This is a genomic window from Vreelandella venusta (genome assembly GCF_044809155.1).
Lineage (GTDB): Bacteria > Pseudomonadota > Gammaproteobacteria > Pseudomonadales > Halomonadaceae > Vreelandella > Vreelandella venusta_B.
Genome location: NZ_CP085241.1, coordinates 927,892 through 943,285, shown reverse-complemented (window position 1 = coordinate 943,285; position 15,394 = coordinate 927,892). Strand labels below are relative to the sequence as shown.

Below are 15,394 nucleotides of genomic sequence, written 5' to 3'. Positions count from 1 at the left end.
GGATGGCCTTAAGACGTTCCATATAACCTCTATGACGCGAAACGCGCCGTAGGGTTTCACCCACGGCGCGACTTCCACGTTTGTTGCATGTTTTACAATGAGTTTACTACCGCCTTAGTGGCCCACCGGGGGCGGCGCCAGCACCTCGCGGGCACCATTAGTGCCCATGGAAGAGACAACCCCTGCGCCCTCCATGGCCTCGACCAACCGTGCGGCTCGGTTATAACCGATCTTAAAGCGGCGCTGCACTGCTGAAATAGAGGCTTTGCGCGTTTCCGTTACAAACTGTACGGCTTCGTCATATAGCGCATCTTGTTCAGCGTCGTCACCATCCACACCGTCAGCTTCCAAGCCGGTCAATGCGTCTGCAGTCACACCCCCGGAAAGAATCTCCTCAATGTACTCAGGCGCGCCTCGGCGCTTCCAATCGTCGACAACCCGGTGAACTTCATCATCATCGACAAAGGCGCCGTGAATACGATTGGGAGGCCCAGACCCCGCAGGCAGATAGAGCATATCACCGTGGCCAAGCAGGCTTTCCGCCCCGCCTTGATCAAGAATGGTGCGTGAATCAATTCGTGATGAGACCTGAAACGCCATCCGCGAGGGGATGTTGGCTTTAATCAAACCGGTCACTACATCAACCGATGGGCGTTGGGTGGCGAGAATCAGGTGGATACCTGCCGCACGCGCTTTTTGCGCCAACCGCGCGATCAACTCTTCCACTTTTTTGCCGACAATCATAAACATATCGGCAAATTCATCGATCACCACTACGATGTAGGGCAGCTTTTCAAGCACCGGCGGCGTTTGGTGCATTTCCCATGGCTGTGGCTCCCATAACGGGTCAGCCACTTGCGCGCCAGCGCGCTCGGCCTCATCTAAGCGGCCATTAAAGCCAGCAATATTCCGCACGCCCATCGCGGCCATCAGCTTATAGCGACGCTCCATTTCCGCCACACACCAGCGCAGGCTATTAGCCGCCTCTTTCATGTCGGTGACCACAGGCGCCAACAGGTGCGGGATGCCATCGTATACGGAAAGCTCCAGCATTTTCGGGTCGACCATGATCAGCTTAAGCTCATCGGGTTTAGCTTTGAGCAGCATCGAAATCAACATGGCGTTAACGCCTACCGACTTACCCGACCCCGTGGTACCGGCCACCAGTAAGTGGGGCATTTTACCCAGGTTGGCCACAACCGGGCCGCCGCCGATATCCTGGCCTAATGCCATAGTAAGCGGCGAGGTTTCCTGCTGGTAACGGTCAGAGTCGATTACTTCACGCAGGCGAATCATCGCGCGATGTGGGTTAGGAATCTCGATACCTACCGTTGGACGACCGGGGATCACCTCCACAACACGGACGCTCTTCACCATCAGCGAACGCGCCAGGTCTTTGGCTAGGTTACTGATTTTCGATACCTTAACCCCGGCGGCAGGCTTAATCTCGAAGCGTGTAATCACCGGCCCCGGCCAGGTATCAACGACTTCTGCCTTAACGCCGTATTCGCGTAGCCGAACTTCCAGCAGCTCCGCCATATCGGCCAACTGTTCGTCGGTATAGTTGGGTTGATGCGGCTCTGGTGGCGTCAATAGCTGCAGGCTTGGCACCTCTCCTTCCGGCTCGTCCAGGGTTTCAAAGGCTGGCCGCTGGCTCTGCAGGTGTTCAACTGTCCATAAAGTGGGGCCGCTATCAGCTTCTTCCTCAGCGGGTGCTGAGAACGTTGGCTCATGACGCCCCGGTGCCGGTTGCACTGCCGGTTCCGCTGCTAATGGAACATCTTGCTCATCTTCGTCCCAAACGGGTTCTGGCACGACTTCCGGCACCCGCTCACGACGCGGCTCTGCGGTTATTGGCCCCACAGACTCTGCCGTCTCCGCCGTCTCAGCAGGCGAAAAGTGCGGCGTTATGGGCGCCACTGGCTCTGACTCTGTCGGCTCTGACTTTGTCGGTTCTGGTGCTGTTGACTCCGCTGGCTGCTGAGTGCCCTGCTCAGGCACATGGTGCTGGTGCTCTGTCTCTGTGGCAGGTGCCTTAGCAGACATCGGCGCAATAGGCTCGTCAGGCGAGTCTGCGCGGATGGCAAAGGCGTCTTCCCGCGGCGGTACGCTAGGCGCCGGCTCATTCGCGGTCGGCTCAGCAATGGGCTTTGCGGGTGATGGCTCAACTGGTGCTACCGAGGGCTCGGCCTTAGCAAGCCGTTCGCTTGGTACTGCTGCCGCTTCCCAGGGAATGGAGGTATCCATCGTGGTGGAGGTCGCTTCTTCTGCGCTCGTAAACGCGGTAGAGAAACTAGGTTCACGCCGTTCTCGCCCTCGAAAACGTATGGATTGCGGCTCTTCGTGCTCCGCTTCGCTGCCCGCCCCCTCGGCACGCTCGTGGCGATGCTCCGCCTCTGTCTGAGGTGCCTGACTAGCCTGTTTTCCGCTATCTTTTGTCGCACGGAGTGACGCTGGCACATCGTGCTCCTGAGTAAACCGCTCAGGCTCTGCCGCCACGGGTTGTTGTGCACTGGGCGCATCCGTAGACGAATGAGGTGTGCTGTCATCGGCTGCGCTGGGTTCAGGTGCTTCGAACTCAGACGTTTGAGGCTCCATGCGGGCCCGCTCTTTTACCTTTTGCGAAGCCGCTTTGGCCGCTGCACGCACAGCCGCGCGTTCGGCCCGTTTCGCTTGCCCTTTGGCACGCCGGGCGCTGGCCCACGCGCCTATTTTGCATAGCCGACGCCCCACTTCATCGGCCACTTGCAGCCATGACATGCCGCTAAACAGCGGGAACCCCATTAAAATAAGCGCAGCAGCGATTAACCCGACACCACCGCCACTCACCAACGGTTTTAAAGTGCCCACTAAGCCCTCTCCCAGAATACCGCCGGAGGCATAAGGCAAAATACTGTTGGGGTGATAAAAATGCAGCGCACCCAGCATCGTAGTGCCAAATATCAGTAACAATAAGCCACCGGTATGCACAGCGATAGCGATGGGATCGACTTCAAAACGCACTTGCCGGGAGCGCATGAGCCACCAAGCTGCGTAGCCCAACATCCCCGGCCACCAAAGCGCACTGGCTCCCAGCAACGAGTAGAGAACATCGGCAAGCCACGCGCCCACGGGGCCCATCCAGTTACGCACGTCTGTTTCCGGCCCTTGGTATGACCACCCAGGGTCTGCGGGATGATAACTAAACAGTGCTAATAGTAGGAACACACATAACGCCAGCAGCACCACGACAACGCCTTCGCGCACTGAGCCCTGCAAACGCAGACCAAACCGGCGGGCTTTATCCTTTGCCGCTTTCACCCTGGCCGAAGAGGTTGATGATGATTGACGCGAATTTCGCTGCGTTCGCTTGTCTACTGCCTTATTTACTTTCAAGCGATTCTCCCTTTACACCTCAATGGCGTCTTTAATCCACTTGCGAGTTTGCATCATACCGAGCATCCTTGCGCCGTCACAGGGCTTCTTGAAGCGCTCAGTAACAGGAGCAAGCAATGCTACCTTGGCTTTCATCGCCAGATCCGCGATTCCCTTCTACCACGCAGGCACTCGACTCACCCAATGGCTTGCTGGCAGCCGGTGGAGAACTCTCTCCGAGCTGGTTAGTCGACGCTTACCGCCGAGGAATTTTCCCATGGTACAGCGACGACGAGCCTATTTTATGGTGGAGTCCTGACCCACGCATGGTCTTACAGCCTGCACAGTTTATACGGCGCCGCAGTCTTGCCAAGCGCCTGCGCAATGGTGGCTTTACCGTTACATTAGATCAACACTTTGAGCACGTGATTGACGCCTGCGCTGCTCCACGTCAGGGCGAGCCAGGCACATGGATTAACACGGATATGCGCCGCGCTTATCAGCGTCTGCATACGTTAGGCATTGCCCACAGCATTGAGGTACACCATTCAGGTCAGTTAGTGGGGGGCTTGTATGGGTTAGCCATGGGCCCCGTATTTTTTGGTGAGTCAATGTTTTCACACGTTCCCGATGCGTCAAAGGTAGCCCTTGCCCATCTAGCCCATGCCATGCAGCACCATGACGGTGAATTAATCGACTGCCAAATGCATACACCTCATTTAGCGAGTCTTGGCGCAACAACGGTCGCTCGGGAGACATTCATCAACTATCTTGAGAAGTGGTTGCCAGAAAAAGCATTTAGATTAACACCTTCAGGCCATGCAGCACCCATTGTGCCAACGTCACCATGGCTGGCTGCTATAGCATCGGTTGAACACCCCTAATCGCTGGACACCAGTTTAAACAAGGAGGCAAGCCGTGAGTAGTAACGCACCTCGTCGCCCTGTGCGGGATTTGCGCTTCTTCCTGACCGTGCCACATGCCTGCAGCTACCTGCCTGACAGGGAAGCTACCACGCTGTTTTTAGACCCCCAAGAATCGCCGGTTCCTGGTGTTTACGATTCACTGTCACTGTTGGGTTTTCGGCGCAGCGGCCGCCATCTGTATCGCCCCCATTGCGAAGGCTGTAACGCCTGTCGCTCGGTACGTATTCCCGTTAGCCACTTTAGCGCTAACCGCACCCAGCGAAAAATCTTACGCCGCAATCAAGATATTACCATGCGTGTAGTGCCTGCTCGTTTTTTACCTGAACACTACGCACTGTATGCTGACTATATCCGCTTACGCCACGCCGACGGCGATATGTATCCTCCCAGCAGAGAACAGTACCGCACGTTTCTCACCCTCGATGAGCCGTATGCCCAGTTATTGGAAATGTATTTGGACGATGAGCTAGTGGCTGTCGCTGCCTTTGATCAGTTGGAGCATGGCCTTTCTGCGATTTATACATTTTTTGCGGTAGGTGACGAACTAGACAAGCGCTCTCTTGGCACGCTGGCAATTCTTAAGTTAATTGATCTTTGCCATAAAAAAGCGCTGCCCCACCTCTATTTGGGTTACTGGATTGAGGAGTGTCGAAAAATGCGCTACAAACGCGCTTTTTCTCCCATTGAGATACTGGATGGGCGGCACTGGCGGCCATTAATTGACTAAACTAGCCAGCTTTTTTGCCTTGACGGCAGGCTTGCGGCACAATATAGCGCTGTTTCTTCGGCGCCTGAGATATAATAACGCCTTATGAAGCAATCGCTCGACTAACCATTATCTTAAATACTACGTTAAATAAGTGAGGATCTGCCTATATGGCACGCGAAGATCATATTGAAATGGAAGGTGTTATTGTTGATACCCTTCCCAACACCATGTTCCGTGTTGAGCTTGAAAACGGCCATGTCGTTACCGCTCACATTTCTGGCAAGATGCGTAAAAACTACATCCGCATCCTGACAGGCGATAAGGTAAAAGTGGAACTGACGCCTTACGATCTTTCTAAGGGCCGTATCGTCTACCGTTCGCGCTAAGCCTTGATGACGCTTGTTGAGTAAGCTCTGCTAGTGCATGTACGTCTGATTTAAATACGGCGCCGCTCCCTGGAAACGACAACGCCCCGTCGGTGACAGGGCGCTGTGCGTTGTGTCTTGCTTACTGAGGCTTACACCACACCGACTCTTTTAAGCGGCACAAAGAGTCGAGCATGGTGCTTACAAAGCGACTTAGCGCCCTTTTCAGGGCGCATCCGCCATTTCCGATTCGGTAGAAAGATGCAGTTCGCCCTCTTCCAGGCTTACATGCACTATTCCACCCTGGTCTGCCAACTCGCCGAACAGAATCATCTCAGCCAGCGGTTTCTTGAGCTTCTCTTGAATCAAGCGAGCCATAGGCCGCGCGCCCATATCGGGATCGTAGCCTTTCTCGGCCAGCCAATCTCTTGCCGTATCATCCACTTCCAGCTGAACGCGTTTCTCATCAAGCTGCGCCTGAAGTTCAATCAAGAACTTATCAACCACGTTGCGCACCACAGAGGTATGCAGCGCATGGAACTGAATAATCCCATCCAAGCGGTTGCGGAACTCTGGAGAGAACGTCCGACGAATCACTTCCATGGCATCGGTAGAGTGATCCTGATGCTGGAAACCGATTGAGCGGCGCGATGCCTGCTCAGCGCCTGCGTTTGAGGTCATGATAAGGATAACGTGCCGGAAGTCTGCCTCGCGACCGTTGTTATCCGTCAGGCGGCCGTGATCCATAACCTGCAGTAGCAGGTTAAAGACTTCTGGGTGCGCCTTTTCAATCTCATCAAGTAGCAGAACACAGTGAGGCTGCTTGGTGACCGCTTCGGTGAGCAAACCACCCTGGTCATAACCCACATAGCCAGGAGGTGCGCCAATTAAGCGTGATACGGTATGGCGCTCCATATACTCCGACATATCAAAACGCACCAGCTCGATGCCCATAATATGCGCAAGCTGCTTAGCCACCTCGGTCTTACCGACACCAGTAGGCCCTGCAAACAGGAAGCTACCCACAGGCTTATCCGGTGACTTGAGCCCGGCACGAGACAGCTTGATCGCAGCGGAGAGCGAATCAATCGCTTCATCCTGGCCGAATACCAGCATTTTCAGATCGCGATCAAGCTTTTCAAGCAGCTTGCGATCCGAGCTTGAAACACTTTTCGGCGGAATGCGGGCAATGGAGGCCACAACGGCTTCCACCTGCTCTACATCGATGGTGGGCGTGCGCACTTCCGGCGGCAGCATACGCTGGTGTGCGCCCGCTTCATCAATCACATCAATTGCTTTATCGGGTAAGTAACGGTCGTTAATGTAACGATCCGCTAAGCGCGCCGCACTCTCTAAAGCACCGTCGGTGTACTTGAGTTCGTGGTGCTCTTCAAAGCGTGAGCGCAGCCCTTTGAGGATCTTGATGGTGTCTTCTACAGAGGGCGCCAGCACATCCACTTTTTGGAAGCGACGCGCCAGAGCGCGGTCTTTCTCAAAAATACCGCGGAACTCTTGGAAGGTTGTTGAGCCGATACAACGTAGCTCGCCAGAGGAGAGCAACGGTTTTAGCAGGTTAGACGCGTCCATCACGCCGCCAGAAGCCGCACCGGCACCAATCACGGTGTGAATCTCATCAATAAACAGCACCGCGTTAGGTTGCTTACGCAGCTCACTCAATAAGCTTTTCAGGCGCTTTTCAAAATCACCGCGGTACTTAGTACCTGCCAGCAGCGCGCCCATGTCTAACGAGTAAACCACCGCATCGGCGATGACCTCAGGCACGTCTTCTTCGACAATACGCTTGGCCAAGCCTTCGGCAATAGCCGTCTTACCCACACCGGCTTCGCCTACTAGCAGCGGGTTATTTTTACGGCGGCGGGCCAGAATTTGCACCACGCGTTCTAGCTCGTGGTCACGACCAATCAATGGGTCAATCTTACCTTGCCGCGCCTGCTCATTCAGGTTGGTGGCATAGCCAGTCAACGGATGTGCGGCGCCTTCTGAACTACCCTCTTCAGCATCTTCGCTTTCTGGCGAGGAGGGAGACTGTGCAGGGCCGTGGCCTGCTACTTTAGAGATACCATGGGCGATGTAATTCACCGCGTCCACGCGCGCAACGCTTTGTTGCTTCAGGAAGTAAACCGCTTGGCTCTCCTGCTCGGAAAAGATAGCTACCAGCACGTTGGCACCGGTGACTTCACTTTTGCCGGATGACTGTACGTGGAACACCGCACGCTGCAGCACACGCTGAAAACCAAGCGTTGGCTGCGTTTCACGGTCACCCTGACCTTCAGGGATCAGTGGCGTGGTCGAGTTAATAAAATCCTGCAGATCGGACCGCAGCTTATCGAGGTTAGCCCCGCACGCCTTCAATACGTCCACCGCCGAGGCATTGTCCAACAATGCTAGGAGCAGGTGCTCAACGGTCATGAATTCGTGACGCTTAGAACGCGCCACGGTAAAGGCCGTGTTCAGGGTCAGTTCAAGTTCTTTGCTCAGCATGGCAGTCCCCTTTTCGCTACTACCTAGGGCATATTGCCACCTAGGGGTTGCATCGGATCAGTTTAATCGACCGGCACTTTCAACATCGGGTACAAATGGCGCGGTTGCAAGCCCCTCCGCTAATTTTTTTCAACGCTTTCAGTTAGCGGATTCGATATCACACATTAATGGGTGCTCGCATTCACGGGCGTATTCATTGACTTGATAACTTTTCGTTTCAGCAATATCGCGGGTAAAAATACCGCAGGTCGCTTTCCCTTGAGTGTGCACCGCCAACATTACCTGCACTGCTTTTTCACTATCCATACCGAAAAAGCCTTGTAGAACTTCCACGACGAACTCCATGGGCGTGTAATCGTCGTTATGTAGCACCACTTTGTACAACGGCGGCTGAGCTAACTCCGGCTTGGCTGTTTCTACCGCCAGGCCATCGTCATAGTCAGGCATATCAGGGCGCGAGACGCTTATTTGCAGCGTTGTCGCCAGGTGTGAACTATGAATATTGGGCATAAGCAACAAAGATTATCGTCTCTCAGCTAACAGGCGGCATCCATCTGGAATCGCTACTTCTCTAAGACGCGCGCCATCAGCAAGGGTTCATGAAAAAAATAAATTATCACACTGGGTCAAACAAAAAACCCCCGCCCGCATCGCGGACGAGGGGTTTAGCAGCACATAACGCGCTACCTACTTTGCTGATCAGTCTTTAGCGACCATCGCCAACGCATCGTTGAGTGTTTTGCTCGGACGCATGGCCTGGCTGGCCAGCTCACCGCTAGGGTGGAAATAGCCTTGAATATCCACCGGTTTGCCTTGAACGCTGTTGAGCTCATCGATAATGGCAGCTTCGTTCGCTTTCAGCGTTTCGGCCAAGCGAGCAAAGAGCGTTTTCATCTCAGCGTCCTGGTCTTGGGCGGCTAACGCCTCAGCCCAGTACATCGCCAAATAGAAGTGGCTGCCGCGATTATCCAGCTCGCCCACTTTACGCGAGGGTGATTTGTTGCTGTCTAGGAATTGGCCGTTCGCCTCATCCAGCGCCTTTGCCAGCAGCGTCGCACGGGCGTTATCGAAGGTGCTGCCCAGGTGCTCAAGGGACGCCGCTAACGCCAAGAATTCACCTAACGAGTCCCAACGCAGGTGGTTCTCTTCCAGGAACTGCTGGACGTGCTTCGGTGCGGAACCGCCGGCGCCCGTTTCAAACAGGCCGCCGCCGTTCATCAGCGGAACAATCGAGAGCATCTTGGCGCTGGTGCCCAGCTCCATAATCGGGAACAGGTCAGTAAGGTAGTCGCGCAGCACGTTACCCGTGACAGAAATAGTGTCCTCACCTTTGCGGATGCGCTCTAGCGATACCTGCATGGCTTCTACCGGCGCGAGGATACGGATATCCAAACCAGCCGTGTCGTGCTCTTTAAGATAGGTTTCAACTTTTTTGATCAGCTGCGCATCGTGGGCACGGTGTGCATCCAGCCAGAAAATAGCCGGCGCACCGCTGTCACGGGCACGGGTGACCGCAAGCTTCACCCAGTCTTGAATCGGCGCATCTTTAGTCTGACACATACGCCAAATGTCGCCCGCTTCTACTGCATGGCTAAACAGCGTGTGGCCAGCGTCGTCGGTCACCACGACAGTGCCATCGGCAGGAATTTGGAAGGTTTTATCGTGGGAGCCGTACTCTTCGGCTTTTTGCGCCATTAAGCCCACATTAGGTACGCTGCCCATCGTGGTCGGATCAAACGCACCATGCTGCTTGCAGTCTTCGATCACTGCTTGGTAAATCGTGGCGTAGCAGCGATCCGGAATTACTGCTTTGGCGTCCTGTAGCTCGTCGTTGACGTTCCACATTTTGCCTGAATCGCGAATCATTGCTGGCATGGAGGCGTCAATAATCACGTCGCTAGGCACGTGTAGATTGGTAATCCCCTTGTGGGAATTCACCATCGCCATAGCGGGGCGTTCCTGATATAGCGCTTCAATGTCGCTTTTAATCGCTTCCTGCTGGTCGCTCGGAAGCTTTTCGATAGCGCTGTACAGGTCGCCAATACCGCTATTGGGATTGAAGCCCGACGCTTTTAGCGCATCGGCATGCTTTTCAAGCACGTCTTTGTAGAACTCCTCCACCACGATGCCGAACATAATCGGATCAGACACTTTCATCATGGTGGCTTTCAGGTGCAGCGAGAACAGCACGCCAAGCTCTTTGGCATCATTGATCTGGCTATCGATAAAGCTGCGCAAGCGGCGGCTGCTCATGCTGGCAGCGTCAATTACTTCGCCTTCCAGCACCGACAGGCTCTCTTTCAGCACCACGGTGGTGCCATCTTTTTGCTGCAGCTCAATTTTAAGCTTGGCAGCTTTTTCCATCACGGCTGACTGCTCGCTGCCGTAGAAGTCACCTTCGCTCATATGCGCCACGTGGGACTTGGAGTCCGCGCTCCACTCGCCCATGCGATGCGGGTATTTGCGCGCATAGTTTTTGACAGATTTTGGCGCGCGACGGTCAGAGTTACCTTCACGCAGCACGGGGTTTACCGCACTGCCCTTGGCTTTGTCATAACGCGCTTTAATAGCGGCTTCTTCGTCGTTCTGGGGCTCTTCCGGGTAGTCTGGAAGCGGGTAACCCTGGCCTTGCAGCTCTTTAATAGTAGCCTTTAACTGCGGGCCAGAGGCACTAATGTTGGGCAGTTTGATAATATTGGCTTCTGGCGTGGTCGCCAGCTGGCCAAGCTCTGCCAAGTCATCGCTTACGCGCTGCTCTTCGCTAAGTACATCGGGGAACTGCGCCAATACCCGCGCCGCCAAAGAGATATCTCGCGTTTCAACTTCGACACCGGCTGAGTCGGTGAAGGCATCTATGATCGGTAACAAAGAGTAGGTTGCGAGCGCAGGGGCTTCGTCGGTGAGCGTATAAATGATCTTCGGCGTTGTGGACATTTTTGCGTTAACCTCTTTTTTTCTGTCGCTGTGATTATAAAAAATCTCAAGCTACGCGGCGCATTCAAACAAAGACCAGGCCGCGAAGTAGGCGGAGCATTTCTTGGCTGCCCCGGCATCACTCGGTGGTTTACTGCGGTGGTGATTACGACAACTCAAGCACGTCTCAAACGGCTACGCCGAAGTATACCAGCGCTGAGCTTTAACCGCATGACCGATTGTCGACAAATTAAAGGCACCCCTAAGAGGCATCATGAGTACGCTTTATTTACTGCATAAACCCTACCGAATGCTCTCGCAGTTTACCGATAACCAAGGCCGTGCCACCTTAGCCGATGTGCTTAACGCCCCCGGCGTTTATGCCGCCGGCAGGTTGGATTACGACTCTGAAGGGCTGCTGCTGCTCAGTGACGACGGCAGTCTTATTCACCGCATTGCCCACCCACGGCATAAACAGCCTAAAACCTACTGGGTACAGCTGGAGGGCAATATCAGCGATGAGGCGATCAACCTGCTTAAGCGCGGCGTAACCTTAAAAGATGGCCCTACCCAACCTGCAAAAGCACGGCGCATTGAGGCGCCAGCCATCGCACCGCGCGCCCCCGCCATTGACCCTAAACGCCACCCCTTAACTAGTTGGCTAGAGCTAACCATCAGCGAGGGCCGCAATCGCCAAGTACGGCGGATGACCGCCCATGTGGGCTTTCCCACCCTGCGTTTAATTCGCGCAGCGATTGGCCCTTGGCAGCTCGGAGACCTAGCACCCGGCGAGTGGCGCAAAGAGACACTGCACGCTCCCCGCCCGGCGACGACCACCAAACGAGGCCAGCCATCAAAACGCAGGAGAACCCCATGAGCCATATTCGCAGCACGGTGGCGTGCGTCATTCAGCAAGATGGGCGCTACCTGATGGTAGAAGAAGCACGCGGTGGCCCGCTCACGGTTTTCAATCAGCCCGCCGGCCACGTGGAGCCAGGCGAAGGGCCACTGGCAGCGATTAAACGAGAAATTAAAGAAGAGACCGCCTGGCAGGTCACGCTGACCGACTATCTGGGGCTTTACGTTTTTCACACGCCAGACGGCCTCACGTTTCATAGCCATGGCTTTGTCGCCACCCCAACGGCCCAGCTGAATATGCCGATCGATAGCGATATAACGGCGACCCACTGGCTCACACTCCAAGAAATAGAAGCACTTAATGCTGCTCAGCGGCTACGCAGCCCTTTAGTGCTCAAACGCATTCACGATACACAGAGCGGACACCGCTATCCCCTGGGCGTGATTCAGGAGTGAAGCACTCGAAGCGTTAAGGCCCCATCGTGTATAATCGTCTGCCACTTGTTTATTGCTTTTTGCACACTACGTCTATTGAGGATGCCTATGTCGGCCACCACTGGGTCGTCCACTACCGAGTCCACCGCCAGCGGCAAAGTGATTGTCGGTATGTCGGGTGGCGTTGATTCGTCTGTTTCCGCCCTTCTTTTACTCCAACAGGGGTACGAGGTTGAGGGCCTGTTTATGAAGAATTGGGACGAAGATGACGGCACTGAGTACTGCACGGCAAAAGAAGACCTTGCCGACGCTGAAGCAGTGTGCGAGAAGCTGGGCATTAAGCTGCACACGGCCAACTTCGCCGCTGAGTACTGGGATAACGTGTTTGAGCACTTTCTCGCCGAGTACAAGGCTGGGCGAACCCCCAACCCAGATATCCTCTGCAATCGCGAAATCAAATTTAAGGTCTTTCTTGAGTACGCTGAAATGCTGGGCGCGGATAAAATCGCCACCGGCCACTATGTGCGCCAAGGGATTCGCGAACAGCGCCCGCGCCTGCTGAAAGGCCTGGATGGCAATAAAGACCAAAGCTATTTTTTACACGCGGTGCCCGAAGCAGCTATTGCCCGCACGCTGTTCCCTGTGGGCGAGCTGGAAAAACCCGAAGTACGTGCACTGGCTGAGCAGCACGATTTAGTCACCGCCAAGAAGAAAGACTCCACCGGCATCTGTTTTATTGGCGAGCGTCGTTTCCGCGACTTCCTGCAGCAATACCTGCCCGCGCAGCCCGGCACCATTGAAACGCCCGAAGGTGATGTCATTGGTAAGCATATGGGTCTCATGTACTACACCCTCGGCCAGCGCCAGGGCTTAGGCATCGGCGGTCTGGCCAACTATTCGGAAGACCCTTGGTACGTGGCGGCGAAAGACCTTGATCGCAACGTATTGATTGCCGTTCAGGGCAAGCATCATACGCTGCTCTATACCGACACCCTCGCCACTGAAAAAATGGACTGGGTTGCGGGCGAGCCACCAACCCTGCAAGGCCGCTTTACCGCCAAAACCCGCTATCGCCAAAGCGACTGCCCCTGCGAAATGCGCGCCCTTCCCGATGGCAGCGTGGAAGTGTTGTTTGACGATCCGCAATGGGCCGTTACGCCAGGCCAATCGCTGGTTCTTTACGATGGTGATATCTGTTTGGGCGGCGGCGTTATTCGCGCCACTTGGAACGCTTCGGAGGCTGCTGCATGAGTACAACCCCTATTCATCGTGCCCCAGATTCCCCCGCTGCCCGCCAGGCACTCGCCCTTGCGGGCGTTTTTCAAGCGGCAAGCCTTGTGGACGAGCTTGCCCGTACGGGCCACGTTGACACTCGCGCCTGGGAAACGCTGATTAACGCCACGGTAGATACCAATCCAGAAAGTTTTGAAGCTATTTATGGCGGCCATCCCAACAACCTTCGCCGCGGGCTGGATACCCTTGAAGCTCTGGTGGGCCGCAAACAGGCTAACCCCGTGGTGCTACGCTATGGCTTTTCACTGCTTCTGTTAATGAACAAATTGCGCACTGATCGCCACATGATGGAGCTGCTTGGCCAAAAGCTAGCCCATGTGCAGGGCCAGTCTGAGCACTTCGGCACCACCCATGAAAATGTCATTGCCAGTCTTGGTGAAGCCTACCAAGAGACTATCTCGACATTTAAAACGCGCATTGTAGTGCAGGGCGATCCGTCGCTTTTACAAACCCGTATGATGCCGGAGCGGGTTCGCGCGTGCTTGATGGCCGGCATTCGCTTTGCACTGCTCTGGCACCAATTGGGCGGACGCCGCTGGAAGCTTGTTTTCCAGCGCAAAGCCCTACGTCGCGCGCTCGATAGCCTTAGCTAACGCTTTTGCATAAAACCGCTCTTTTAACGACTCTCTCGACCACCTGGAAACCTACGCCATGCAACTCTCTGCTTTGACCGCTCTCTCCCCTGTTGACGGCCGCTACGGCGCGAAAGCCGCTGTGTTACGTGAACACTTCAGCGAATTTGGCCTGATCCGCGCGCGCGTAATTGTGGAAGTGCGCTGGCTGCAGCGCCTGGCAGACCACGGTCAAATTATCGAAGTTCCGCCGCTTTCCGCTGAAGCGACTGCGTTTTTAGAGCAGTTGATTCGTGACTTCTCGGTAGAGGACGCTGAGCGTATCAAGGAGATCGAGCGCACAACGAACCATGATGTCAAAGCGGTTGAGTACTTCTTGAAAGAGAAGATTGCAGGCCAAACCGAACTCAATGCCGTCACCGAATTTATTCACTTTGCCTGTACCAGTGAAGACATCAACAACCTCTCGTATGGCGTGATGCTGGCCGACGGCTTAAAAGCTTTGCTGCCCACTATGCATGAGGTTGCCGACGATATTGCCAAGCTGGCGGTTGCCCACGCAAGTCAGCCTATGCTATCTCGCACCCACGGCCAAACGGCCAGCCCGACCACGCTGGGCAAAGAGATGGCCAACGTGGCATATCGCTTAAAGCGCCAGCTTAAGCAGATCGAAAGCGTCGAGATTTTAGGTAAGATCAACGGCGCCGTGGGCAATTACAACGCCCACCTCACCACTTATCCAGATATCGATTGGGAAGCCAATGCGCGCACCTTTGTAGAGGGCCTGGGCTTAAGCTTTAACCCTTACACCACGCAAATCGAACCCCACGACTACATTGCTGAACTGTTCGATGCCATCTGCCGCTTTAACACCATCCTGATCGACTTTGACCGCGACGTATGGGGCTATATCTCACTAGGCTACTTCAAGCAGCGCACTGTGGAAGGCGAAATCGGCTCATCCACCATGCCGCACAAAGTTAACCCGATCGACTTTGAAAACTCAGAAGGTAACCTCGGACTGGCCAACGCGGTACTTAGCCATTTAGCCCAAAAACTGCCGATTTCACGCTGGCAGCGCGACTTGACAGACTCCACGGTACTCCGCAACCTCGGCGTCGGTTTAGCCTATGGGCTGATCGGCTACCAAGCCAGCCTAAAAGGCATCAGCAAGCTGGAAGCTAACCCAGAGCGGCTGGCAGAAGATTTAAACAACAGCTGGGAAGTGCTTGCCGAGCCTATCCAAACGGTAATGCGTCGCTACGGCATTGAAAAACCTTACGAAAAGCTCAAAGAACTCACCCGTGGTAAGCGTATTGATCAAGCCGGTTTTGCCGCCTTTATTGATACGCTCGAATTACCCGCTACGGTAAAAGATGAGCTGAAAGCGCTCTCGCCGGCAAGCTACATCGGTAATGCAACGGCGCAAGCCGAAGCCATTACCCAACGGCTAAACTCACTGTAACG

The 15,394-nt window shown here is 54.9% G+C and carries 12 protein-coding genes; 8 read left to right on the top strand and 4 right to left on the bottom strand.

The window, feature by feature from the left end; translation table 11 throughout:
• Nucleotides 1-114: 114 nt before the first annotated feature.
• Nucleotides 115-3,375 (bottom strand): DNA translocase FtsK 4TM domain-containing protein, encoded by a 3,261-nt coding sequence (locus tag LG301_RS04490; protein ID WP_404473821.1) that lies wholly within the window; start codon nucleotides 3,373-3,375, stop codon nucleotides 115-117.
• A gap of 116 nt (nucleotides 3,376-3,491) precedes the next feature.
• Between LG301_RS04490 and aat the strand changes: the two genes are divergently transcribed.
• From aat to infA, 3 genes are all read left to right on the top strand, one after another.
• Nucleotides 3,492-4,238, top strand: a complete 747-nt coding sequence (gene aat, locus LG301_RS04485) for a leucyl/phenylalanyl-tRNA--protein transferase (protein WP_404473819.1) — start codon at nucleotides 3,492-3,494, stop codon at nucleotides 4,236-4,238.
• Between the two features lie 34 nt (nucleotides 4,239-4,272).
• Nucleotides 4,273-5,007, top strand: coding sequence for an arginyltransferase (locus LG301_RS04480; RefSeq protein ID WP_404473817.1), 735 nt, complete (start codon nucleotides 4,273-4,275; stop codon nucleotides 5,005-5,007).
• 149 nt (nucleotides 5,008-5,156) lie between these two features.
• The gene (gene infA, locus LG301_RS04475) at nucleotides 5,157-5,375 is read left to right on the top strand and encodes a translation initiation factor IF-1 (protein ID WP_007111068.1); all 219 of its coding nucleotides are present in this window, start codon (nucleotides 5,157-5,159) and stop codon (nucleotides 5,373-5,375) included.
• A gap of 204 nt (nucleotides 5,376-5,579) precedes the next feature.
• Here the strand turns inward: infA and clpA are convergent, their stop codons facing one another.
• From clpA to LG301_RS04460, 3 genes are all read right to left on the bottom strand, one after another.
• Nucleotides 5,580-7,856: an ATP-dependent Clp protease ATP-binding subunit ClpA gene (clpA, locus tag LG301_RS04470; protein ID WP_404473815.1), complete on the bottom strand. Its 2,277-nt coding sequence runs from the start codon at nucleotides 7,854-7,856 to the stop codon at nucleotides 5,580-5,582.
• A gap of 138 nt (nucleotides 7,857-7,994) precedes the next feature.
• The gene (clpS, locus tag LG301_RS04465; protein WP_263065607.1) at nucleotides 7,995-8,303 is read right to left on the bottom strand and encodes an ATP-dependent Clp protease adapter ClpS; all 309 of its coding nucleotides are present in this window, start codon (nucleotides 8,301-8,303) and stop codon (nucleotides 7,995-7,997) included.
• Between the two features lie 252 nt (nucleotides 8,304-8,555).
• Complete coding sequence (locus LG301_RS04460; RefSeq protein ID WP_404473813.1) at nucleotides 8,556-10,790, bottom strand: NADP-dependent isocitrate dehydrogenase; 2,235 nt, start codon at nucleotides 10,788-10,790, stop codon at nucleotides 8,556-8,558.
• Nucleotides 10,791-11,043: 253 nt separating this feature from the next.
• On the opposite strand from LG301_RS04460, the gene LG301_RS04455 reads away from it, so the two are divergent.
• From LG301_RS04455 to purB, 5 genes are all read left to right on the top strand, one after another.
• Nucleotides 11,044-11,646: a pseudouridine synthase gene (locus tag LG301_RS04455; RefSeq protein WP_404473811.1), complete on the top strand. Its 603-nt coding sequence runs from the start codon at nucleotides 11,044-11,046 to the stop codon at nucleotides 11,644-11,646.
• Nucleotides 11,643-12,083 carry an NUDIX hydrolase gene (locus tag LG301_RS04450; protein ID WP_404473809.1) on the top strand — a complete coding sequence of 147 codons (441 nt, stop codon included), beginning with the start codon at nucleotides 11,643-11,645 and terminating at the stop codon, nucleotides 12,081-12,083. Before LG301_RS04455 ends, LG301_RS04450 begins: the two co-directional genes overlap by 4 nt.
• An 87-nt stretch (nucleotides 12,084-12,170) precedes the next feature.
• The gene (gene mnmA / locus LG301_RS04445; RefSeq protein WP_404473807.1) at nucleotides 12,171-13,313 is read left to right on the top strand and encodes a tRNA 2-thiouridine(34) synthase MnmA; all 1,143 of its coding nucleotides are present in this window, start codon (nucleotides 12,171-12,173) and stop codon (nucleotides 13,311-13,313) included.
• Nucleotides 13,310-13,948 (top strand): high frequency lysogenization protein HflD, encoded by a 639-nt coding sequence (gene hflD, locus LG301_RS04440; protein ID WP_404473805.1) that lies wholly within the window; start codon nucleotides 13,310-13,312, stop codon nucleotides 13,946-13,948. Before mnmA ends, hflD begins: the two co-directional genes overlap by 4 nt.
• 58 nt (nucleotides 13,949-14,006) lie before the next feature.
• Nucleotides 14,007-15,392, top strand: a complete 1,386-nt coding sequence (gene purB, locus LG301_RS04435; RefSeq protein WP_404473803.1) for an adenylosuccinate lyase — start codon at nucleotides 14,007-14,009, stop codon at nucleotides 15,390-15,392.
• The last annotated feature ends 2 nt before the right edge of the window (nucleotides 15,393-15,394 follow it).

Coding starts and splice junctions, on each gene's coding strand:
- purB (WP_404473803.1), top strand. CDS start 14,007: ATGCAACTCTCTGCTTTGACCGCTCTCTCCCCTGTTGACGGCCGCTAC.
- aat (WP_404473819.1), top strand. CDS start 3,492: ATGCTACCTTGGCTTTCATCGCCAGATCCGCGATTCCCTTCTACCACG.
- hflD (WP_404473805.1), top strand. CDS start 13,310: ATGAGTACAACCCCTATTCATCGTGCCCCAGATTCCCCCGCTGCCCGC.
- LG301_RS04450 (WP_404473809.1), top strand. CDS start 11,643: ATGAGCCATATTCGCAGCACGGTGGCGTGCGTCATTCAGCAAGATGGG.
- mnmA (WP_404473807.1), top strand. CDS start 12,171: ATGTCGGCCACCACTGGGTCGTCCACTACCGAGTCCACCGCCAGCGGC.
- clpA (WP_404473815.1), bottom strand. CDS start 7,856: ATGCTGAGCAAAGAACTTGAACTGACCCTGAACACGGCCTTTACCGTG.
- infA (WP_007111068.1), top strand. CDS start 5,157: ATGGCACGCGAAGATCATATTGAAATGGAAGGTGTTATTGTTGATACC.
- LG301_RS04460 (WP_404473813.1), bottom strand. CDS start 10,790: ATGTCCACAACGCCGAAGATCATTTATACGCTCACCGACGAAGCCCCT.
- clpS (WP_263065607.1), bottom strand. CDS start 8,303: ATGCCTGACTATGACGATGGCCTGGCGGTAGAAACAGCCAAGCCGGAG.
- LG301_RS04455 (WP_404473811.1), top strand. CDS start 11,044: ATGAGTACGCTTTATTTACTGCATAAACCCTACCGAATGCTCTCGCAG.